17 protein-coding genes, 2 pseudogenes and 1 riboswitch are annotated in these 22,625 nt (G+C 38.2%); of the genes and pseudogenes, 8 read left to right on the forward strand and 11 right to left on the reverse strand.

Going from position 1 to position 22,625, the window contains the following annotated elements; translation table 11 throughout:
• The 3 genes from AC1DSL_RS10960 to AC1DSL_RS10970 all read left to right on the forward strand — a co-directional run.
• Positions 1-204 (forward strand): GNAT family N-acetyltransferase (locus tag AC1DSL_RS10960; protein WP_477532194.1); only part of this gene is annotated, 204 nt, incomplete at its 5' end.
• 181 nt (positions 205-385) lie between these two features.
• The gene (locus AC1DSL_RS10965; RefSeq protein WP_477532195.1) at positions 386-1,051 is read left to right on the forward strand and encodes an HAD family hydrolase; all 666 of its coding nucleotides are present in this window, start codon (positions 386-388) and stop codon (positions 1,049-1,051) included.
• Between the two features lie 245 nt (positions 1,052-1,296).
• On the forward strand, positions 1,297-1,479 hold the full coding sequence (locus AC1DSL_RS10970; protein ID WP_477532196.1) for a hypothetical protein: 183 nt from the start codon (positions 1,297-1,299) through the stop codon (positions 1,477-1,479).
• A 257-nt stretch (positions 1,480-1,736) separates the two neighbouring features.
• Here AC1DSL_RS10970 and AC1DSL_RS10975 read toward each other — a convergent pair whose 3' ends face one another.
• The 5 genes from AC1DSL_RS10975 to AC1DSL_RS10995 all read right to left on the reverse strand — a co-directional run bounded on the left by AC1DSL_RS10975 (position 1,737) and on the right by AC1DSL_RS10995 (position 6,754).
• Complete coding sequence (locus AC1DSL_RS10975; RefSeq protein WP_477532197.1) at positions 1,737-2,522, reverse strand: YqhG family protein; 786 nt, start codon at positions 2,520-2,522, stop codon at positions 1,737-1,739.
• Positions 2,523-2,548: 26 nt separating this feature from the next.
• Positions 2,549-4,081 carry a DEAD/DEAH box helicase gene (locus AC1DSL_RS10980; RefSeq protein WP_477532198.1) on the reverse strand — a complete coding sequence of 511 codons (1,533 nt, stop codon included), beginning with the start codon at positions 4,079-4,081 and terminating at the stop codon, positions 2,549-2,551.
• Positions 4,082-4,341: 260 nt separating this feature from the next.
• Complete coding sequence (locus tag AC1DSL_RS10985; RefSeq protein WP_016428673.1) at positions 4,342-5,082, reverse strand: amino acid ABC transporter ATP-binding protein; 741 nt, start codon at positions 5,080-5,082, stop codon at positions 4,342-4,344.
• Between the two features lie 16 nt (positions 5,083-5,098).
• Positions 5,099-5,854, reverse strand: a complete 756-nt coding sequence (locus AC1DSL_RS10990; protein WP_477532199.1) for an amino acid ABC transporter permease — start codon at positions 5,852-5,854, stop codon at positions 5,099-5,101.
• 60 nt (positions 5,855-5,914) lie between these two features.
• A complete protein-coding gene (locus AC1DSL_RS10995) occupies positions 5,915-6,754 on the reverse strand; it encodes a transporter substrate-binding domain-containing protein (protein WP_477532200.1) in 840 nt (279 codons plus the stop codon).
• 135 nt (positions 6,755-6,889) lie between these two features.
• Positions 6,890-7,072, reverse strand: a riboswitch (Lysine riboswitch).
• Positions 7,073-7,737: 665 nt separating this feature from the next.
• On the opposite strand from AC1DSL_RS10995, the gene AC1DSL_RS11000 reads away from it, so the two are divergent.
• From AC1DSL_RS11000 to AC1DSL_RS11015, 4 genes are all read left to right on the forward strand, one after another.
• Complete coding sequence (locus AC1DSL_RS11000; protein WP_477532201.1) at positions 7,738-8,073, forward strand: phosphoglycolate phosphatase; 336 nt, start codon at positions 7,738-7,740, stop codon at positions 8,071-8,073.
• Between the two features lie 325 nt (positions 8,074-8,398).
• Positions 8,399-9,721 (forward strand): GGDEF domain-containing response regulator, encoded by a 1,323-nt coding sequence (locus AC1DSL_RS11005; RefSeq protein WP_477532202.1) that lies wholly within the window; start codon positions 8,399-8,401, stop codon positions 9,719-9,721.
• Positions 9,718-10,761, forward strand: a complete 1,044-nt coding sequence (locus tag AC1DSL_RS11010; protein ID WP_477532203.1) for a HEAT repeat domain-containing protein — start codon at positions 9,718-9,720, stop codon at positions 10,759-10,761. The genes AC1DSL_RS11005 and AC1DSL_RS11010 overlap by 4 nt, the downstream gene beginning before the upstream one ends.
• The gene (locus AC1DSL_RS11015) at positions 10,754-12,166 is read left to right on the forward strand and encodes a glycosyltransferase family 2 protein (protein WP_477532204.1); all 1,413 of its coding nucleotides are present in this window, start codon (positions 10,754-10,756) and stop codon (positions 12,164-12,166) included. The genes AC1DSL_RS11010 and AC1DSL_RS11015 overlap by 8 nt, the downstream gene beginning before the upstream one ends.
• Before the next feature lie 35 nt (positions 12,167-12,201).
• On the opposite strand, the gene AC1DSL_RS11020 is transcribed toward AC1DSL_RS11015, so the two are convergent.
• The 3 genes from AC1DSL_RS11020 to AC1DSL_RS11030 all read right to left on the reverse strand — a co-directional run bounded on the left by AC1DSL_RS11020 (position 12,202) and on the right by AC1DSL_RS11030 (position 19,227).
• Positions 12,202-15,435, reverse strand: a complete 3,234-nt coding sequence (locus tag AC1DSL_RS11020) for a hypothetical protein (RefSeq protein ID WP_477532205.1) — start codon at positions 15,433-15,435, stop codon at positions 12,202-12,204.
• A 617-nt stretch (positions 15,436-16,052) separates the two neighbouring features.
• Positions 16,053-18,359 (reverse strand): RNA polymerase recycling motor HelD, encoded by a 2,307-nt coding sequence (helD, locus tag AC1DSL_RS11025; protein ID WP_477532206.1) that lies wholly within the window; start codon positions 18,357-18,359, stop codon positions 16,053-16,055.
• 304 nt (positions 18,360-18,663) lie between these two features.
• Positions 18,664-19,227: a DUF4256 domain-containing protein gene (locus AC1DSL_RS11030; protein ID WP_477532207.1), complete on the reverse strand. Its 564-nt coding sequence runs from the start codon at positions 19,225-19,227 to the stop codon at positions 18,664-18,666.
• Positions 19,228-20,073: 846 nt separating this feature from the next.
• Here AC1DSL_RS11030 and AC1DSL_RS11035 point away from each other — a divergent pair.
• Complete coding sequence (locus AC1DSL_RS11035) at positions 20,074-20,760, forward strand: GIY-YIG nuclease family protein (protein ID WP_477532208.1); 687 nt, start codon at positions 20,074-20,076, stop codon at positions 20,758-20,760.
• A 207-nt stretch (positions 20,761-20,967) separates the two neighbouring features.
• Here the strand turns inward: AC1DSL_RS11035 and AC1DSL_RS11040 are convergent.
• The 3 genes and pseudogenes from AC1DSL_RS11040 to AC1DSL_RS11050 form a co-directional block, all read right to left on the reverse strand.
• Positions 20,968-21,174: pseudogene (locus AC1DSL_RS11040) on the reverse strand (alpha/beta fold hydrolase); the annotation flags it as partial.
• Positions 21,170-21,922 (reverse strand): HNH endonuclease, encoded by a 753-nt coding sequence (locus AC1DSL_RS11045; RefSeq protein WP_477532209.1) that lies wholly within the window; start codon positions 21,920-21,922, stop codon positions 21,170-21,172. The pseudogene AC1DSL_RS11040 and the gene AC1DSL_RS11045, both read right to left, overlap by 5 nt.
• A 481-nt stretch (positions 21,923-22,403) precedes the next feature.
• Positions 22,404-22,625: pseudogene (locus AC1DSL_RS11050) on the reverse strand (hypothetical protein); the annotation flags it as partial.

Genomic DNA, 22,625 nt, shown 5'->3' on the forward strand with positions numbered 1-22,625 from the left:
GGCAAGGGGATAGGTAAAGCTGCAACTAAATTAATGATTTCAGAGATGGCTAAATTACCGAATGCCCAAAAAATTGTTGTAGGCTATCATCCTGAAAATTTGGGAGCACATAATTTATACTCGAGTTTGGGATTTATTGATAATGGTGATAGGTTCGGTAAAGAAATGGCAGTTATAAAAAATATAACTGAGATAGGTCGATAGAATGTTTCAATAAGAAAGGATCATTCTTTGGTCCTTTCTTATTGTGCTAACGGGGGCTTTACTTCAATTAGTGAAGCCTTTTTCTTACTTAACTAACAGGGCAGGGCAGTTCAATAAGTGCTTGATTTTTTTAAAGATTCTTATGAGTTAAGTTGGAATTTGATACAAAGGGGAGTTTAATATGGACAAATACAAAATAATTTTATTTGATTTAGACGGAACGCTTTCAGACCCTAAAGTAGGTATAACAAAGTCTGTTCAATATGCATTGCAGAAAATGCACATTATTGAGTCTGATATTGATAAACTTGAATGTTTCATTGGTCCACCACTTCAAGATTCTTTTGCTGAATACTACAATTTTGATGAGGAAAATACGCAAAAAGCAATTGATTTTTATAGAGAAAGGTTTAGAGAGATGGGGATGTTTGAAAATGAGTTATATTCAAATATATCGTTACTATTGAAATCATTGAAAGACCTAAATTCCACTTTAGTTGTTGCAACATCAAAGCCTACTGTATTTTCTGAACAAATACTAGTTCATTTTAATATTGATCATTATTTTGACCTTGTTGTCGGAAGTAATCTTGATGGAACAAGAACAGCAAAAACAGAGATTATTCAATACATACTCGATATGTACAATGGGCATAAGCTAGATGACTTTATTATGATCGGTGACAAGAAGCACGATATCATTGGGGCAAATAATAACGGTATTGACTCTATTGGAGTAACTTATGGATATGGTTCATATGAAGAACTAAGTCATTCTAACCCTACTTATATTGTCAATAGTGTTGACCAGTTAAAAGACATTTTGATTGGAAGTCAAGTCAAATAAGTGATATTTAGTTCTTGAACTCCCATGAAAATTTAAAAACGCTCAAAATCTATAAAATTGCATAACAAAAAAGACTCAGAGAAAGCTTTTTTAAAAAAGGCTGAGCCTTCAGAATGGTTATATTGAGTTGAATGTAAAACAGAAACCAACTCCATTCTTCTTAGAATAACGGTAAGGCTGAAAGCTGACCGAGGTAAACTTACATAAGTACGGCATTATTTGTTTGAAATAAGGAGTTACTAGCAATGAAAAAAATATTACTTCGATGGTTTATTGTTCTATCAGCTTTATATACTTTAGGACATGTGCTTTTTGGTTTTGATGAAACTCGGTTGATGAGAGTTATTACCAGTACAATTGGTGCAATTTTCTGTGTCAGTATTCTTCTCTATATGAATATAAAAGAACGAGAAGAAAAGATTTCTTAATCAACAGTTTTGTTCAACTCTACAATAAATTTCTTCAACTAACGTATGCTTAGTTTAATAAGACTTATAAATATTAGGTGCGAACACTCGGCATTTTAAAAGAGCCCATTCAAATGCGAATTTGGGCTCTTTTTGTATGTTTAATTTAGATTTTGTACCAGATAACTGWACGGGTTAAACAACTCTGCCTTTTTTGTATTAAGTCCATTTACTTTTTGAAAACGACATGGGAAATAACATAGAGTTAGATTCCAGATTTATGATTGCATATAGAACAATCCACCATTTACTACGTCGATGTTAATTCGCGTTTGGTACTGCTCATCCATTGCTTTTTTCTCCATCTCGTAACACTCCGGTTTGTTATCCATCGCTTCATAAAAATGTTCCAGCACTTGCCGGTCCTTTTGCCATCTGCTTTTGGCCTCATCCGCCCATGTGTGGTCGTCATGCTGGATAAGGCTTTCGATTGCAGCATCCAATCGCTCTAGTCCTCGTATTGGTTTAATAATATACATTAAATCAAAGGCATTTTTTGGCATGGTGGAATCCAAATCCAGTTCACTTATCTCTTCCTGAAAACTGTGTTTCATTTCCCCTGTCATCAAATTAATACCTAAAGAGTACAGCATTTCCTTCGTCTGATCGCTGTAATACGATACTTTATAGTTCACGCCTAACCATGGAGTTAATATGGGTTGGGAACCTGGATTACCGGATACCCGTTCATACATGTGGACAAATGAACCCAGATCATTGGTTGCTTGAAATATCTGATTGAGCCATGGAGAACCGAAGTGCACAACTTCCCCTTTGATGTCTTCTTCCAATTTGTTTTGATCAGTAATTAACGTTATTTGAGCCGGACTCGGAACAATGTTTGTATTTTCGATGTATTGCCAATAATATGGGCGGTTCATGATTTTTTTGTCCATATCGATGGTTAATTGGACAGTGATGTAGTGGTCATGTTCTTTGACGATCTGGCAATTGTTTTCTTTAAAAAACCTCACTAAATATTCGTGGATTTGTTGTGGATACATATGATTCCTCCTCTAGATGTCTCTAATCAAATGGATTGTTTATATGTGGATAAAATACTGTCTAGCTCACCCACTGCCTTCTCAAATACATCGATTTTGACATGGAGCAACTCTAAGATATCATTCTCTATGGTTTGTTCAATTGCCAAGTTGTAAATATGAACATCATGTTCCTGACCTAACCGGTGAACACGTCCGATACGCTGTTCCAATTTCATCGGATTCCAAGGTAAATCGTAGTTGATGACATGGTGGCAGAACTGCAGGTTAATCCCTTCTCCACCAGATTCAGTCGCAATCAGCACCTGTGCGTGGTCTTTAAACAATTGCTTCATCCAGTCTCGTTTACTCGCCTTGAACTTCCCATTAAAGATGACACTTGTGATTCCTTTAGAATGTAAATACCATTGTAAATACGCTTGACTGGCTCGGTATTCGGTAAATAAGATGACTTTATCATTTGCCTCGGTAATAATGTCATAAGCTTTTTCAGCTTTTGCATTGACTTCGAGCGTCACCAACTTTTGAATAATTTCTTCTATATAAAGAACCGCCTTTGAATCGGTGCATTTTTGACGCATCTCGTTTAAGGTCAAATAAGTAGCTTCCTTACTGCTGCACATTTCCTTTTGCAGTGTAATCATCGTGAATGCACTCGAAAATTCAGGCGATATATTCTTCAATTCCAAAATCATTTCGTAGACTTCTTTTTCTTGTGGGGTAAACTGAATCGGAATGGTTTGGACACGTCGGTTCGTCCATTCAATTCCTGTGTCCTGTCTTCGGTTTCTGACCATTACTTGATTCACTAATTCTTTTAAGAAATCATCATTTTCCCAGCTATGTTTACTTGCGGAAAACGCTGCTTGAAACGTCTCATAATCACCGAGATGTCCAGGTTTCAGCAAGGAGATTAAATGAAATAATTCAAATAGATTGTTTTGAATAGGCGTGGCCGTCAGTAACAAACAAAACTTCTTCTTTAAATCTTGAACAAACTCATAGTTTTTTGTTTTATGATTCTTCAATTTGTGCGCTTCATCAATGATGATTAAGTCATAGTCCTGCTCATAGATATGTTCTTTATGTGGGCTCCTTTTGGCCATATCCATGCTCATGACGACGACACTGTAATGATCTAAACCATAGTTCTTTCGATAAGCAATGGCTGGAATATAAAATTTGTGGTTCAACTCTTGCACCCATTGATTGATTAAAGAAGCTGGAGCCAATATTAACGCTTTTTTCACAAGTCCCCTGATGAGGTACTCTTTCATTATTAAACCGGCTTCAATGGTTTTGCCAAGCCCCACTTCATCTGCGAGAATTGCTTTTCCATTCATGCGTTCTATCACAGTTTCCGCGACTTCGAGTTGATGCTTCAATGGTGTCAGGTTAGGTAAATATTTAGGAGATTGAAGACCGGTAAATTCGGTAATCAAGTTCGACTTTACTACGTCATAACTCATCTTATATAGCGTCCAGTTATCCCAAGCTTCACGATTTTCCAATCGATTTATTAAGCCTTCTTTCCACTTAGACGACCTTTCAATAATCATAGATATCACCTCATACAACATTTTCTTTCTAATAAGATGTCCAAAAAAGAAATAGCTATGATTTTTATTTGAAAATAAATATAAAAGCCTCAATCAAATCGTGATTTCACATTAAGCGCAACATCAAAATTAAAAACTTATTTAATATATTCAACTATTAAAATCATAGATTTGCTGCACTTGAGAGACAATAAGAAAAGGGACATCCAGTAATCGGATATCCCTTTTTGTCATGTAATTATGATCTAGAAAAGATTAATTTACATCTTTTTTAATGTTCGTTTTAAGAATTCTTTTGTACGTTCTTGTGTTGGGTTATTGAAAATTTGCTCTGGACTTCCCACTTCACAAATAACACCCTTGTCCATAAATACGACACGGTCTGAAACTTCCTTCGCAAATTCCATCTCATGCGTGACGATTAGCATTGTAAGACCTGTTTCAGCAAGTTCCTTCATGACTTTAAGAACTTCTCCTACCATCTCAGGATCTAGTGCTGATGTTGGTTCATCAAACAGCATGACGTCTGGTTCCATTGAAAGTGCACGTGCAATTGCTACACGCTGTTTTTGACCGCCTGACAAGTGGCTTGGTTTCGCGTTGATATATCGATCCATCCCAACGACTTTCAGGTATTTCATCGCAATTTTTTCCGCTTCTTCCTTTGAGCGCTTCAAAACTTTTACTTGTCCAATGACGCAATTGTTGAGGACATTATGATTGTTGAATAAGTTGAATTGCTGGAAGACCATTCCGAGTTTTGTTCGGTAAGCATGGATATCATGCTTGTTATCCAAAATGTTTTCATTATTATAAATGATTTGTCCGCCGCTCGGTTTTTCCAATAGATTAATGCAACGCAGAAGAGTGGACTTTCCAGATCCCGAAGAACCAATGACACAGACCACTTCCCCTTTATTTACCGAGAAGTCAATGTCGCGCAATACTTCATGGGATCCAAAAGATTTGCTTAGATGCTGTATATCAATAACTGCTTCCATGTGAACTTCTCCTTTCTTATCGGTTACCGTTTTTTGCTGTACCAAGTACATTTTCCGGCATTCCGATCATGCTGTAATTTTTAGGTCCGTCAAGTTTCCGTTCCACATATCGAAGGATTAATGTGACGGTGAATGTCATGATGAAATACAGGACACAGGCAACAAAGAACGATTCAAAATACCTGAAGTTATTTCCTGCCACTGATTTCGTTTGGAAAAACAACTCGGTAACGCCAATGACGTTAAGTACAGCCGTATCTTTAATATTGATGACAAATTGATTGCCTGTTGCCGGCAAAATGTTGCGAACGACTTGCGGCAGGACGACATGGATCATTGTCTGGAAATGATTCATGCCGATTGCCTGAGATGCTTCGAATTGGCCTTTATCGACGGACACTATTCCCCCACGGACAATCTCTGCCATGTACGCTCCTGTATTGATCGATACGATGAAGATGGCCGCAGACAATACGTCCATGCTGATGCCAAATGCCAGGGCCGATCCATAAAAGATAACCATGGCTTGCACGATCATTGGCGTGCCGCGGAAAAACTCAACATACACAGATAAAATTGTATTAATAATTTTTAATAGCCATTTTTTAGCCCCTCGTTCAGGCATTGGAATCGTTTTGATGACACCAATCAGCAATCCAATGATTGCCCCAAGAATTGTCCCGATAATGGAAATCAAGAGTGTCATACCTGCTCCACGAATGAACATCGGCCAGTTATTAGATAAAATCGTCATAATCCACTCAGTACTCATTTTTGTCCTCCTAGGAAAACGTAAAACCGGCTGCTATTGCAGCCGGTATCACGTTGTTACTTATTGTGCTGCCGGTTGATTTTTAATAGCGTTATCCATGATTTCCTTACGTTCTTCATCTGAAATCTCTGCGAGTGCTTCATTGATTTTTTCTGTTAAGTCACTGCCTTTTTGTAATCCGACTGCAGTTGTCGTGTCTTCTACAGACGTCTCGAAACCATCTGTAAATTCAACCATAGCGAAGTTGTCGTTAGCTGCGGAAGCACTGATTCCTTCTGGGCGTTCCGATACATATCCATCAATCATTCCTGATTCAAGTGCTACACGCATCGCCGGGAAGTTATCCATAGCAGTCTGCTTTTTCACACCTTTGATTTGATCGATCACGGAGTAGTGGAATGTATTTAATTGTGCCGTTACTTTTGCTCCTTTGAAATCATGGATCGAAGCGGCGCCCTCATATTTCCCGCCTTTTTTAACAACCATGACCAACTCTGAAGTATAGTAGTTGTCCGAAAAATCGATTGACCCTTTGCGATCAGCTGTTGGTGACATGCCAGCAATGATGGCATCGATCTTGCCAGAAACCAATGCTGGAACAAGACCGTCCCATTCCGTTTTKACAATGACCAATTCTTTACCTAGCTTGTCAGCGATTCGTTTTGCAATTTCAACGTCATAGCCACCTGCGTATTCAGCATTTCCGTCAATTCTCACTCCGCCATTTGCATCATCCATTTGAGTCCAGTTGAATGGCGCATATCCTGCTTCCATTCCTACTATGAATGGGTCTTTCTTTTCTGATGAACCTGTTTTCTCTGAACTGCTTGTCCCACAAGCTGTTAAAAGCAAAATGGTAGAAAGGAATATCGTTAAAAATATGGCTGATTTTTTTCTCATGACTAGTTCTCCCCTTTTGTTTGATATATGTTTTAAATCGTCTTTATAGACTAAAAAGGCCAACTCCACAAAAAAAGACCTGAGATGAACTCAGGTCGCAATATGCGTAGTTGCCCTAAATCCTCTACTTTTCCCAAATGAGATAGCACACTCAATAAACCGGGATGTTTATTGAGACAGTCCTGCAGTTCTTAACTACAGACCCAGCAAGTAATACCGAGAAATATTACTCACTTCGGCGACATTTCCTTCTCCTTAGAATCAAAGCTTTCTCAAACTCCTCTAAGGACTGTTAAATATCGCGCCTCTACCTCACCATATAAGTGAGGTTGTATTCAATTGTGAATCAGTCTTTCAACAACATCCACAGTCTACAACAACATAAATTATCTGTCAACCAATCTAATAATCTAGTACTTATCCTATTTGCATTTGTTGAGTCACCATTTCTTCCATCAAAAGCCAAATGATATATATATATTTCCATTATGCTATCGTTATCACCAAAGACAGCACAGACTTTGGGAAACCCAACACAACACAAGTACGCCTATCACATCCGGATGAGGCAGTAACCTGCGATCCGTAATCGAAGAGACAATGAAAAATGATGGATGAAATAGTGGAGATCAACAAAAAAACCGTGGCATGACATCGCCAACGGTTTCATAGATAGGGGTTACTACAATAGGAAGACCCATTATTTTATTTGAATTCCTATTTCTGTATTAACTTGATTTAATTACACATTACGAGATTTTCCTGGGGAACAGCATTCGACGCAACGCCCCGACGTTCATCAACAGCATACAAATTTGTAATGTGAGTGTCACGTAATAAGATAATAGCTAACGAACCAGAATAGTATAATAAACAAGCATAAAATAAGATTTTGAGGAGTAAACGATCGTAATGAAAAGACTTGTATTAATACAAAGTGGTCATGTGAACAAAGTAAGAACGCTATTGAAAGGTGAAGGTTAATGAAGAAAAATCTATTAAAGCGCTTATTCGTATTTGGTGGAGCTATGTTACTTTTCCTAGCTGCATGGGTATATTTTATTATGGATTACGGTACACCAGATGAATTTAGTAAAGAAGCGTGGCCAGAAACCAAAGAAACAGCTAAACTAGCGACTATTGAACACTTTAAAAAAGAAAAAAATGTTGATGTTGTGATTAATAATATAAGTCATTCAGGAGAGTATGCGACATCTGAAATTTATTTAGATGGACATGTCGCTGGCGATGAACAACAGAAAATCTGTGCTATTGTAAATTCTTCTAAGGACTATCAAGTTGAAATTTGCAAAAACTAAAATTGGAAATCATCCAACCTTTTGGAGCCAAATGGAGCAGTTAGCTTTTGCTAACTGTTCTTTGTTTTTCTTCTTGCCTAATTAAAAATTCCTTTGCTTTCTTACGAACGGTGTCCTATTTACGTGATTTGATAATTTAAAATAACTACACTAAATGCATTATGTTGTTTCTTTAACTCGCTTTCCATAAACCTTGAATTTTCATGACTTATTCGATTATTTATCATCTGAAATTGTGTAGTAAGATTGCCTGACTCATACTAACATGTATTTCTATTTACCCTATTTTGTTATAATTAAGATTCAAAGTTTGGAGGTGCACAATATGGATCAACACATTCCATTAAATGAATCTAGATCTCAACCTCGGGATGAGGTGTTAATTTTACTTATTGACCCAAATATTGATTTTGTCATGGACATGAAAGATTCTTTTGACCGACATTCTATTTCTGTTTTAATTGCAACGACCGCTTCAAAAGGAATTGAATATTTCCATACCGTCAATCCAGATCTCGTGCTTATTGAAGCAAACCTGCCCGATAAAAGTGGATTTGATGTATTGCTGGAAATCAAAGATATTTCACGAGATCGATCTATACCAACCGCGATTATCTCTTCCAATCAATTAAAAGAAAATCGAATACGCGCATATGAACTAGGGGCAATAGATTTTATCAGCAAACCGATTGATTTGGATATTTTCATTCCCTTTATATTAAATCGCGTGGCTTTTAGAAAGTCGATTACGAATAAATTACTCGTTGACGAATTAACTGGTGCATACAACAGGAAACAATTTTATATAACTAAGTCTTCTCTTTATAATCGTTACGAAATATCCAATGAATCTTTTTCAATTGTTCTCATTGACTTCGACTTATTTAAAGATTTCAATAATCTTTATGGCCATCAAAAAGGAAATGAAGTGCTACAATTTTTTGTCCATATTGCCCAACAGACCCTACGTTCAAAGACAGACGTATTCCGTTTTGGTAGTGATGAATTTGTCTTATTGATTCGCCATAAACCAGCTCTTGTTGCTGCAAATATCGTAGAAGATATCGCTGAACAGATGCGAGAACTTTGGAATATCACCTTTTCAGCTGGGATATCGGAATGGTTTCCTTCCACTCATATCGACGGAACTTTGCTGAAGCAGGCTGACCGCGCTTTACAACAARCCAAAAAAGCAGGCAGAAATTCCATCCATGTGTATGATGAAAATTCGTTTGCCAGTTCCCTCGCTAGCCGCTTAATGATACATATTGTTGATGATGATGCGATGGTTCGAGCATTACTTGAAAGGCAGTTCTCTGCATGGCAATCGGATACTTTTGATATTAGTGTCCACTGCTACAATGACGGCTTTGAGTTTACGGAATCAAATTGGTATACACCACAGGATTATCACGTTGTCATGCTGGATGGTGTAATGCCCAAAATGGACGGTTTAGAAGTCCTGCACATTGTGAAGAAAAAAGTGCAATCCGAACGTGTGCTAATTGCTATGTTGACTGACAGAAAAAATAACCAAGATATTTTGCACGCCCTCAATTCGGGCGCAGATGACTACATGCTGAAACCTTTTCATCCACAAGAGGTATTGGCCCGTATCCAGCGTCTAGTCAATAGGTTATTCCTATGAATATCCTACTTACTTTTTTTATCATTCTATTTATTGTTTTGGCTCTTTCACAGCTGCTACTGCTGTTATTTTTAGTAATCAAGAAAATGAAAAAAAGCAAGCGAGAAATGCATGAAGACCATATTTACAAAGAAAGCATGCCTTTGTTTATTCAGTATTTATATAATKATCAAGATGTATATATCCCTCTTCCACCTGAAGAGTATCGTGTTGCAGAGAAATTGTTCAGTGATAGTATGGCGATTACAACAGATGAAGGATTGCAGCACAAGATCCGCGAGAGCGCTACATACTATTTAAGCTCATACTATAAAAGAGTACTGAATACTGGGGCTTGGCCGGCTCGTGTAAATGCACTATATTATATAGAAAATTTTCGAATGGAATCTTTACAGCCCATTCTTAAACGAAGACTGGAAGAAATCAAAATTCATGACGAAGAAAAGCAACAATTGATACGTACCTTGGCAGCCATAGGCGATTTGTCCATTTTAGTGTATTTAGAAAAAGATCAATCAGCGACTGAAACAGTTTTTCTATCAGCGTTTACTCGCTTTCCTGACGATGTAATCCCACAGGCAGTTGAGTATGTTTCGCTTCATGGCAGTTCAAAAGCTGTCAGTTCTTTGTTAATGTATTTTGGGCTTTCGAAGAAACTGGAATATTTGCAACTCGTTGAGGAAAAATTGTTTCATGAACTTCCGGAAATGCGCATTCAAGCATTGAAAGCAATTTTCAGGATGAGCTACTTATCAGATACCAAGTTTCTGGAACCATTTTTCAAGTCCGAAATTTGGGAAGAGCGGATGTTTGCAGCAAAAATTGTAGGCGCATTGACCCTACCACAATTTGAAAGTGAACTTAGTGAGTTTCTTGGAGATCCTGTTTGGTGGGTTCGCTATTCAACAGCAGATGCTATATTGCAAACGTTTGGTGAGAGCAAGCTGCTTGAACTTTCACAAAGCCATCCTGATCCGTTTGCCAGAGATATGGCATCTCAGTGTTTAAAGCTAGATAGAGAGGTTCCGTCTTATGTCTGATATTTGGATTAGGTTGTTTCAATTTTTTGCGCTAATGATTATCATTTATATGTCTTTTACGGCATTAAGCTATGTTGTCTTATTTCTACTGTCTTTACGGAAAGTGTTAAGAGAAGGCAGACTGGATAAAAAAGAGACTCTGGAAGATTTGGCTATTAGTGAAAGTACGATACCCGTTTCCATAATTGTTCCTGCTTATAATGAAGAGATTGGGGTCATCAGTACCGTTCGATCATTATTGACTTTGCAGTACCCACAATATGAAATCATTGTGGTAGATGATGGCTCCAAGGATCAAACTCTTTCCAAATTGATAGATGAGTACGGATTGGTAGTGGTGGATCATGCAATTCGAAAGCATATCGATACTAAGCCTATCCTTAAAGTGTATAAATCTCCCATATTCCCTAATTTAGTCGTAATCTCCAAAGAAAACGGCGGTAAAGCAGACGCATTAAACAGTGGGATCAATTTAGCCAATTACCCGTTCTTTTGTGCGATTGACGGGGATTCCATATTGGAACAGGATGCATTATTAAAAGCAATGAAACCTGTCCTTGCGGCAGATGGGAAAATTATTGCTGTTGGTGGATCCATACGTGTTGCAAATGGCACAACGATAGCCAGAAGCAAAATAGAAGTGATTGATCTCTCCAGTAAACCTTTGGTCATCATGCAAATTGTAGAATATTTCCGTGCGTTTTTGATTGGGCGTTTGGGATTCAGCAGATTCAATCAGCTATTGATTATCTCGGGGKCATTCGGAGTTTTTCGTAAGGACAAGGTGATACATATTGGCGGCTACCAAGAAGGTACTGTTGGAGAAGATATGGAATTGATCGTCAGGCTCCAGCGAATGATTCGTGAGGAAAAACTGGCAGACCAGATTGAATATATACCGGATCCTGTCTGCTGGACAGAAGCTCCTGAGTCTTTCAATGATTTACGGTCGCAGCGTGTTCGATGGCAAACAGGTTTAGCTGAAACGCTTTATAAACATCGAAAAATGTTCTTTAATCCAAGGTTTGGTACCATTGGCTTTGTCACATTTCCTTATTTCTTATTTGTGGAATTGCTTGGAGCAGTGTTCGAATTCATGGGATATTTACTGATTATTTTTGGGTTGTTATTTGACTTCCTCGACCCTGCAGTAGTTTTCACCCTATTCCTGGTAACGGTCATGTACGGCTCCTTTGTTTCATCGCTTGCTGTCCTAATGGAAGAGATGACTATGCATAAGTATCCTAAAGCCTCTCATTTGGTGAAGCTGTTCTTTTGGTCTCTGACCGAGAGTTTCTGGTACCGTCCAATTATGGTTATTTGGCGTATTGAAGGTTTAATTGTCTTTTTCACCAAAAAAGCAGAATGGGGACAAATGCAGCGAAAAGGTATATCTACAGATTAAAAAGAGGTTGTGCATACGCTGCACAACCTCTTTTTTTATGGTGTTTTGCTGAATGTTTCTTGTAGGATTAGATAGGATTGTTTCAAACGCTCACTTGAATAAGGTAGCTCCCATGCTTCCCACCGATAGCGAGACACTTCATCGACACTAATGCTAGTTGAGGTGCTTGAAGGGAAAGTCTGGATTACTTGACCCTGATTGTCCGTCACTCCAAGGGCGATTCCAATATCATCGATTTGCTGCTTGGCATACATGCCATCGACGTATACATCACCAAAAACTTCTTTGGAACTAGGATCTTTAATATTCAACAATAGCCACGGTATGCGTAGTTCCATCACACCTGTTGATGGATCGAAATAATAATCTGCTAAGGAGTCATAATCCGGTGAATCAGGATTGGAATTTCCAAAACGCATTTTCCCAGTCTCATATGAAGAAAATGGGAACGACTCTCCTGTATCCGGTCTTGTAATGCCTTTATTAAGCGGCAAGCGAATTTCATTGAACAAACCACTGTTTTTAGTCGGTTTTGTTGTTGCTGAATCCATCATATTTAGTTCAATTCCGTATTGATAGTAGAAAACGTCGTAGTAAGCATCTACTTTCATTCTTGCCTCTTCTGTGGACTGGATAGATAACCAGAAATCAGCAAATGGCTGATTAAAAGTAACACCTCCCAATTCATCTACACGATCATTTCCACTGCCAGGGTTAACGTCAAACAGCAATTGCGGTTTGGTGTTTTTCAGCCAATCCGTCCCAGGTTTGCCGTCAATCCTCACATATAGAAAACGTTCATCGCTAGTGGCATAAAGTGCAGTAATCGGCCCTTTTCTAGACTGGTATATAGGGTCTGCATCTGCCCAATCCTCTATATTGCCATCTGTTTTTATGAGCATACGATCAAAATTCAGGAGACCAAAATTCTGTTCATTCGTTTGTGCATTTGACCAAAATGGACGTCGATCTGCGTTGTCTAAATCCATGGTATTCCACGTTCTCTTAAACCATTCATCTTGCCAAGTAAACACAAGACCACCCATCATGCCTTCTTGAATAATATCCTCATAAAGACTAGAAAGGTATTCACCTTGCTCTTGCTCGGTATGGAAGCCTTGGTCCCATCCAAATGGATTCACATGTGTAAGTCCACGTGATGCAGGAAGTCCAAATTCTGCAATAAGTACAGGCATTTTATGGGACGCTTTTAAATCATGTAAATAACCCGCATAGTTATTTTTTTCTCCCCGGTGGTCAATATACTCAGTGTACCGTTCCTCCAAATTTAAAAAATCCGGATAGTATGGATAGACGTGATAGGAAGCAAACATTCCTGGCATTGAAAGACTTTCTTTATAATGCATATGGTTTGGATCGACACTTGCCAAATCCTCCTGTTCCAAAGGTTCAGCTGGTTGTTCTATATTGTCGGTCGAGACCCAGTTAGTAAAGCTCATCGGTCTCGTCCATTTATACGTTTCCGCTTCATACACAGTCAATTGATCCATTTGCTGGGCTATCCATAATTCAAATCCAACGGCATTGGTTGTTTGAATATATTCCCCATTATATTGKTCCATTCCCTTGTATTTCGTTGCCATATTATCCACCATGAATGGGTACCATTCAATCCCAATCATCCACCCAATCACATACGGCGAAATATCGGCTTTATAAGTCCCATAAGCATGGCCAGGTTCTTTTGCAACTTTTGCATTTCCATGAATCACATCAGTAATTTTCTGGAATTCTTTTTGGAAACGATCCGTGATTTCCGGTGTAAATGCATCGAGTGTTTCTTCCAAAGGTGCTTCATCAACCCATACCCCATGAAATACATAGAGCGGCTTTTCATGAGATTCATTGTATTCCTTCAATGCTTCATAAAAAGCAGGGGGATGAAGCGTGTAAATTCGTATGGTATTGGCATTCATTTCTCCAATTTGTTTAAACCATCTTGCATACTCACCTTTTGTAATAGCTGCTTCCCCAGGGAAAGTTCCCGGTTTCCCCATTCCGATATTGACGCCTTTAACCGTTAATGTCTTCCATTCCCCATTTGTATATACGTCAAAACGATCGCCATTTACTTTGGCTGAGTAATTCAGACCAAGTTCATTTTGAAGAACAGAAGGTTTATGTATCAACTGTTTGTCTTTGCTATCAACGTCTTTCACATCTTCCAAAAGTACTTTCATCATTGGGACGTATGTTTTCCAAAAGAAGCTTTGTTCAGGGTAAACAAAATCGAAGGTAAACCATTCTTTTATTTTTGTCATTCCACTATATTGATAGATCGAAGGAATATCATTCGTGTCTACGAAATCACCTGCAAAATAGTACGAACTTGTCGCATCCTGTTTCTTTTCAATTACTGCCGGAAAACGGGATGGAATTCCCCATTCGTCAAGCAATGCTTGTCCCTGTTTATTTACAGGGAGTTCGAAATAAGCCAATACATTATTTTCATCCACAGCTTCGGTTATATCAAACCAATACCTGTATGGAGATTCTCCGTCCAAATTAAATTTCTTCTCGCCATTTTGTGTAAACATCAAGTTAATGGATGCTTCATCGACATCGCCATTTTCAAGTGACAATACACGGACCATTTCTGTATTCTCTTCAATGAACACAAGGCCTTCTCCTGCAAATGACCACTTTTGATTGCCAGCCGCTTCATAGGAGTCAACTAGCCATTGTGGTATTTCCCCGTTGTCATTGGACAATTCTTTAAAGTAGCGGCCTGTCCACCCTTTTTGCTCAAAACCTAGATATTTAGATACTTCCTTCCGCACTAAAGGTTCCGTCGGTGATGAGATTGAATTAAACTCCATGATCAATGGCACATTGTTTTGATCAACAGCCTGATGAATTGACGTCCACTCACCAGAGCTTAAGCCTCCCTCGATTTTATCACTTCGTTTCTCTTGCTCGGATTCATAGATTCCATAAGTGTCTGCGACGTAAATAAAATCAGCAGAACTTAAATCCTCAGGCAATCCACGTACACTTTCACTTTTGCCATCAAAGGTCACTCCAGCATAGTCTTCCTTTTCACTATAGGAATCTCCATTCGTTTTATTAATATGGGTATGATTAAGCAACCATGTCAGACCTTTATGTTCACGCAAATCCCCGTTCGGAACGGTCTTATCCAGAATAACAATATCCAAATTTTGTGCATGCCGTTCTTCCCATAGCCATACGGCAAGCGGCAATAGTAGGACAAAAAGAAATAAGACAATCCACTTTATAAATCTCATATAACCACACCAACTCTCAAATTATAGAATCTGCAATTTACTTACCCTTTCATTCCATCTAAAGAAAAAACCGAAAAAGAAGCCTCTGCTCTCAGAGGATCAGGGCTTCCCGGGTAGTTTACTAAGAATTTTCGTTTCTTCATTTCTGACCACATTTACTATTCAAGATTATTCCCTAATAATTAGGAAACTTCTGCGAGTGAGTGAGTACCCACTCTCGAACTTGATAAATAGATATCCTCCATATAACAATACTGAAACAAAGAATCACATTAATGACCATCGTTATATAGATATACGTGTCCAGACTAATCGGGAAATCATTACATTAAGCTCCTAACTAATTTCCAATATTCACTAAAGATTCTAACATACAAAAGGAACTTAAGAGTACGTTGTTCCAATAAAAATAAATTAACGATGCAGGAACAAAGGTTTCTCGCAAATTCTATTTTTTGATAAAGCTTCAAATAATCGAAATGTGAGATTGGATATAATAAAACATACAGCTATAGGGATGCCTCGCATAGAAATGACTGAGCGACCGCACACCGACGAAAACAATACCTTTACTAATTTTTTCATTCAATTGTAGTTATTAATCTTAATTCGGAAATTCAGGTGAAAAATGGAGTGGGTTCTCCCAGGCTATAGAGTTGTAAGTGATGCATTGCTCGCGTGCAGACGGTATAGAAGACGCGGCGCAAGCTTTCGTCTCCATAGACATGCGTTGATGCATCGTACACAATGACCGCTTCAAATTCAATGCCTTTTGATAAATACGACGGGATGACAACGACCCCTTGTTCGTATTCCATAGAGCCCGTCGTCATCAATTTCAAATCGGGAACAGTAGATAACCCTTCATAGGCATGACTACTTTCCTCAACAGATTTACAAATGATCGCAATACTCTGGTAGCCGCGTTCTTGCAACTGCTCTACTTTCCTGCTGATGTGTTGGTGAAGTTCTTCTGTACTGTCTAATTGTTCTAAGCGAGGGCTCTCTCCCTCGCGTTCAAATGGAATAATTCGATCACCGTTTGGTATAAGTTTTCTGGTGAATTCGACGATCGGCTTTGTCGAACGGTAGCTTCGGGCTAGATAAACGACCGTTGTTTCGTTAGGTCCGTACAAATCCAATAGAGACTGGAAATCATTCGTTTGACGAGCATGCGCAAAAATCGCTTGATTAAAGTCACCAAGCACCGTCATTCGCGCGGCAGGAAATAAGCGTTTGATAAATCCAAACTGAAAAGGCGAATAGTCTTGCGCTTCATCTATCACAACTTGTTTAATGGAACGATTGGTCTGGAACCCAAGGATCAACTCTTTTAAATAGACGTACGGTGTCGCATCTTCATACAACAGGTTGCCTTCATCGAGCGCTTCACATGTTCGTTCACAAATTGCCAGCCATTCTTGAGGCAACTCGTGTGATGAGAAGCGTCGCATTTTTGTAGGGTCTTCAAAAAGCTGTCTGTAAAGCTTTTTGATATCCACAAACTGAAACGCTCGAATTCGTTTTCGCAAAGTGTTGAGTTTTTGACGGACGATCAACTGCGCGAGTGCTTTTGGACTCATGTCGTAATCCGCCATCGCCTCTCTTTCATAGCCATGTTTCTTGGCTAAGTACCGATGCGCTTTATGATATTCATCATCGCTTAACAAGTCCATTTTTTCTTGGACCCACGGTTTTTGCCACTCTACTTTCGCCACATCAGCAATTTGTTTTATGAGCCAGTCCCGTAATTTCTMGATTCGATTGAGGAGCCGAAGTGACGTGTGGTGCCCATAAAATTGTTCTTCCATTTGCTTTGCGCTCACCATGAGTTTGCCGCGAAAGCGAAGATCCTGGAAACACATGCCAGCGTTTTCCAAAGATCTGTGATAGGTATTGATGGCATCGAAATAATCCGTCGATGCTTTCCATTCAATACTGGCCAATCGCGTGCGGTAGGAAGTATCTTTCGTTTTTGTGTAGACATATTCTAATTGATCGAATGGATTCTCCACTTGAAATTGTTGATCGAGTCGTTCATGCAGGTATTGTTGAAAAGTCACTTGGTGCATGTTTACTTCTCCGAGTTCTGGAAGCACATTGGCGACGTAGCTGTTAAACATGGAGTTTGGGGAAAATAAAATGATTTGATCGCTCGTAAGACTATCTCGATAGTGGTATAGCAAATAAGCAATTCGTTGCAGCGCGACCGATGTCTTGCCACTCCCAGCTGCACCATGCACAATTAACAATTTCCCGTGGTCATGACGAACAATTTGGTTTTGCTCCTGTTGAATGGTGGAGACAATTGAATGCATCTGCTTATCAGTGCCTTTTCCAAGCACTTGTTGCAAAATCTCATCACCAATTGTTAGAGTTGTGTCAAATATCGATTCCAACGTGCCATCACGTATGATATATTGCCACTTTTTTTCTAATGTCCCTTCAATGAAGTCTCCTGGAATCGTATATTTCGCAGGACCCGGCTGATAATCGTAATACACGCTCGATATCGGTGCTCGCCAGTCGTAAATGAGAAAATCATCTCCACTTACATCTTTAAGTGTGGAAATCCCGATGTAGACTTGTTCAGGCGAGGATGTGCCGTCTTCTAAAAAATCAATTCGACCGAAATAAGGGATTTTCTGCATACGCTGGAGTGTAGCAAAGCGTTTTGATGTATGGCGATGCAAGCTTTGACTGACAGCTAACGCTTCTGCTTCTTGACGCAAACCAATAATCGTTTCTAAATAATCATCAAACGAATCTGTATTTACTTTCACTTCTTCCCAAAAGTGCTTCCGAATGTTGATGACTTCTTTTTTTAGTCGTGTCGTATCTCCATCAAGTGTCTGTATTTCGTTTGAGATGACATCCATGACATGGTCCAATCGTTGTTGTTCCTGATTCAGTTCCAGTTTCATCGCAATCGCCCCTTAAAAAGTTTTCTCAAAACGCTTGACTATTGACGAATTAGTAGTGTAAAATTAAAGTAAGGAAAACTATATCAATCGTCAAATATAAGCATATCTATATAAATGTATCATATTTAACAGAACCTGTCACTAGTCGAAACGCTCTTGCGGATCGATTTCTATAAAAAAAACGACCTTGATCTCAAGGTCGTTTTTTTATTTTTATTGAATTGTTGTGAAATTTTTATTGAACGAATACTAATAAAGAATCAAGGCTATCTGAGATAAACCCTGCCATCCATTTAATCCACCTTTAAACCTTCAATAATCCTCTAAACCCTCTCGCAGCATAATACGAATCGGCTCCATTGTGATACACAAAGACCGTGTCATAGCGACAATCACAGAACAGTGCGCCGCCGAGTTTGCGGATATTATCTGGCGTTTGGACCCAACTGGATGTCTTGGTGTCAAATTCGCCAAGCGTCTGGAGGTGTCGGTACCGTTCTTCGGTTAACAATTCAATGCCCATTTCCGCCGCTACGTCTACCACGGAGTTTTCAGGTTTGAATTTCTTGCGTGCTTCGAGGGCTGCGCGGTCGTAGCAGAGACTTCTGCGCTCTTTCGGACTTTCTTTGGCGCAGTCGCAGAAAAGATATTCGACAGCTTCTTCATCGTAGCCGATGACATCCGGTTCCCCGCCAGTTCGTTCCATTTCGTTTAGGGACCAAAGCTTTTCCAGACTGTCTTCTAGCTTGGCTTGCACGTCCTGCCAGTTGACTCCTTCATGGCGTTCTGTGTGTTTTTCAAAGCGTTTCTGTAGTGTTTCGAGTAATTTGTTTTGCTCTTCAGTTGATAAGTTTTTGGTTGGGCTCAACGCTCTTCTCTCCTTTATCGAGTTTCTAGTATTTATGTTATAGCGTTTTTACTTCTTTCACAAATTGGTATCTTTTTTTCTGCACTTTAAGATTTTCGAATCGTACTCACGCATTAAAAATCCAGTCTATAGTAAACCGTGTTTCATGTAGGTTTTTGTTCGACCATCTTCCGGTGCCAATCACGTGGATTTAAAGCCTTATTTTACCCCTTATTTATTGAATTGGAACAAAAATGTGATAGACGTTAAAATTGTTTATTAAAATTAGGAACTAGAATTTCCCTGAGGTGTGGCACGACTTATATTATGACAATTTACAAGAATGAGGATTTATTCAGCCTCAAATATTAAATGCACATATCCTACAACTTTCAAGTAATTTTATATGCAATTGTCGTGTATAATCTGAATAACTTTTTGCATAGGCACTTACCACTATGACCTTAGCATATTCTTCAACACAAAAGGTTTTCAATTCCCCTATATGTCGTTCTCTTCTAACCATTGTGTAAGTTTTTTCTTTGCAAAGTCATTTTCATAGATGTACCAGATGTCTTATAGACCCATTATTTGGATGTTGCCTTTAAAATTCCTGAATGGAACGAAGTGACTGATGTCACTCCGCTCCACTCTCTTTCTTTTAGGCAATCCAGCGGCGGTTATGCGTCTGCGCCCCCATTCAACCGATTTTACCAGTACAACGGAAGCATACTTAGAGAAATTTTTTAACATCCAAAAATTGTTCTTTTTACATTATTTTCATAATGTAATCAAAAAGAACTACTTTTAATATATACTAGTTATATCGACTGTCTATAAATAGGTTTAAAGTTGGAGGTTATCTAAATGCTCAAAAGTTTTCTAAATAAAATAATGCCTAACAATTCTTCTAATAAAACAGAAACTATTCCTTCTCATTTCCAAACTCAGAAGATCTATCTTTTTGAATCAAACCAAAAAGTGTTAGAGGATATTATAAGTCTCCCAATGCCTACTGGGGTAGCTCCTGGATACGTTTATTTCGTTCAAGAGCACATGAATGGAACATTTAAAATCGGCAAAACCAAATATGTTGAAAGACGAATGAATCTTTTTGGCGTGAAACTACCTTTTGAAAATAAACTTATCTATCTTCTTCAAACTGCTAATTACCATCAAACAGAAATTTCATTTCATAAGCATTTTTCCAGTAAACGATTGGAAGGTGAATGGTTTGCATTAACCAAAGAAGATATCTCTTGGATTAGGGCTGGTAAATATACACCTGATATTAATCAAACACTCAATCCTCAAGTAGAAGTGAAGAAAGAGTCTGTAGCTACTTATGACCAAAATGATGATAAACCACTAACACCTAAACAAATTGAATTTGCTAAAACATTGATTCAAAAATTAGATAAGGAATATTTATTAAATGTTAGTCCGTCGTCTTTAACACAAACAGATTTAAAAAGGTTAAGCGTATACTTTAGATTTAAAAACAAGGGTGCCTTGATAAATTTGGTCAAAAGCGGCGTGTTGAAAGCCAAATAAATAGTCATAGGTGACCGTCCTTGAATTTCTGTTCATTTGGGACAATAATATACCAACCATACTGAATTGATTAAGGTTTTTGAAGTGCATTTTCGCGATTTTCATAACCTAGTAAAGAATCGGCACTTTCTTTTGAAAGAATAAGCAGCCGAAGATGCACTTTCGGCTGCTATTGTACTTCCTTTACCCCTATTTACTTTTCTCGTTTTAAAGTGTAGATTTCACAAACGCTATGAATTTCTCATCTTCCTCAACAAAAGGATTATGATTACTTTCCTCGAAAGTAGTCAACGTAGCGTTTGGTATTAAATTGGCGATCTCTACACCATACTCATATGGACATTGCGCATCATATTTCCCCACATATATGTAGCTTGGCACTGTTACATCTACTAATTGTTCTCTCAAATCATAAGCAGGCTAAAAACTTCAATTCCTCAATAGAGAATATCCCATCACCTTTTTTGCTGTGAAGCATTGCATGACAGTTTGGGCAAACTGGAATCAAATCATTAATAGGATCTATAACATATTCACTCTTAATTTCAGAAATTGGTTTTACATGGTGAACGTGAATAAACTCTTTCCCGATTTCCCCAAAGACGTCTTCAAAATTGAAGTCACATACTTTGCAATTATATCCATGTGTCTCCAAACATCTTTGGCGAGCTCTATTATTGCGTTCATATTTATGCTTAATTTGACCTTCTCTAAACATCTCTTCATTATTTATCTCATCAGGGTAAACAACATCTTGGACATTTTCAAAATAATTTTCATCTATGTAGTCCGCAACTTCATCTGGTATTCTAATAGGCCCTTGAATCCTCGACAGTATTCCTCGCTCTGTCATTTCTATGCGAGACATCCCTATAGCTGTATGTTTGATTAAATCCAATCTCACATTTCGATTATTTGAAGAATGATCAAATTCATTCGTGGATGCCCAGAATTTCGAATCGTCCTCACACTCTTCATTTTCTAAGTTAATTGCAGTAACCTCACATTTATAGCGGATTTCTTGAATGGGAGCTGATAAATAAATATAGACAAAATCACCTATCTCATAGTTTCTTTTTTGCTTCCAATAAACATACGATTTCTCTTCAAACTTTGAAATGATATCATATTTATTAATATTTCCCGATAAAATCCAATTCATTTTCTTCTTCCTCTCAAATTAACAAATTGATAAAAATTTTTATACCCTACTACTTCACTTTCCTATAAGCCCTTCTCTCTGCATATTCACTACAAGCAACACAAACGTTCAATACATCATTGCGATCATTGCGGTATTTCAGTAATGGACTGATTTTTCGTTTACAAATTGCACAAGGCTTTTTAAAAAACCCAAACATTTATATCCCTCTTTCGTTTAGTTTTACAAAATTCGTAGGGTTTCGATCGGAACCCTGGCACGATAAACCATGTTTCACCAATCTGCTCATTTAATTCGTTGTACTCTGCCACAGTACCATTTTGTAACTCTATCAAATTCTCATAATTTTTCCGATAAGCCTCTAAATCCGCGACCATCACTTTATAGTTCCCTGAATCCTGCTGGTATGCTTGATAGCGTTGTTGCTAATCTGAATAAACCGTAACTGGCATTCCATTTGGAAACTGTTTTGCCAACTTATTCATTTCTGTGAGCGTAGTTCCAAATCTTGAAAATATGTTGTCACGTTCATTTCCTTTTCTTTTAATGCTACTTCTGTTGATTTAAGTTCCGTAGTATATGAATCCATCATTCTTTTTAACATATGCATACGGTCATGTTCTTGCTTTTCACTAAAGTATTGAAAACCTACAAATACTAGATTAATCACTATGTAAATACCAACAATCGATCCAACCAACTT

This window comes from Paenisporosarcina sp. P4_D4, from assembly GCF_056401835.1.

Coding starts and splice junctions, on each gene's coding strand:
- AC1DSL_RS11045 (WP_477532209.1), bottom strand. CDS start 21,922: ATGAATTGGATTTTATCGGGAAATATTAATAAATATGATATCATTTCA.
- AC1DSL_RS10970 (WP_477532196.1), top strand. CDS start 1,297: ATGAAAAAAATATTACTTCGATGGTTTATTGTTCTATCAGCTTTATAT.
- AC1DSL_RS11000 (WP_477532201.1), top strand. CDS start 7,738: ATGAAGAAAAATCTATTAAAGCGCTTATTCGTATTTGGTGGAGCTATG.
- AC1DSL_RS10975 (WP_477532197.1), bottom strand. CDS start 2,522: ATGTATCCACAACAAATCCACGAATATTTAGTGAGGTTTTTTAAAGAA.
- AC1DSL_RS10985 (WP_016428673.1), bottom strand. CDS start 5,082: ATGGAAGCAGTTATTGATATACAGCATCTAAGCAAATCTTTTGGATCC.
- AC1DSL_RS10990 (WP_477532199.1), bottom strand. CDS start 5,854: ATGAGTACTGAGTGGATTATGACGATTTTATCTAATAACTGGCCGATG.
- AC1DSL_RS10965 (WP_477532195.1), top strand. CDS start 386: ATGGACAAATACAAAATAATTTTATTTGATTTAGACGGAACGCTTTCA.
- AC1DSL_RS11035 (WP_477532208.1), top strand. CDS start 20,074: ATGCTCAAAAGTTTTCTAAATAAAATAATGCCTAACAATTCTTCTAAT.
- AC1DSL_RS10980 (WP_477532198.1), bottom strand. CDS start 4,081: ATGATTATTGAAAGGTCGTCTAAGTGGAAAGAAGGCTTAATAAATCGA.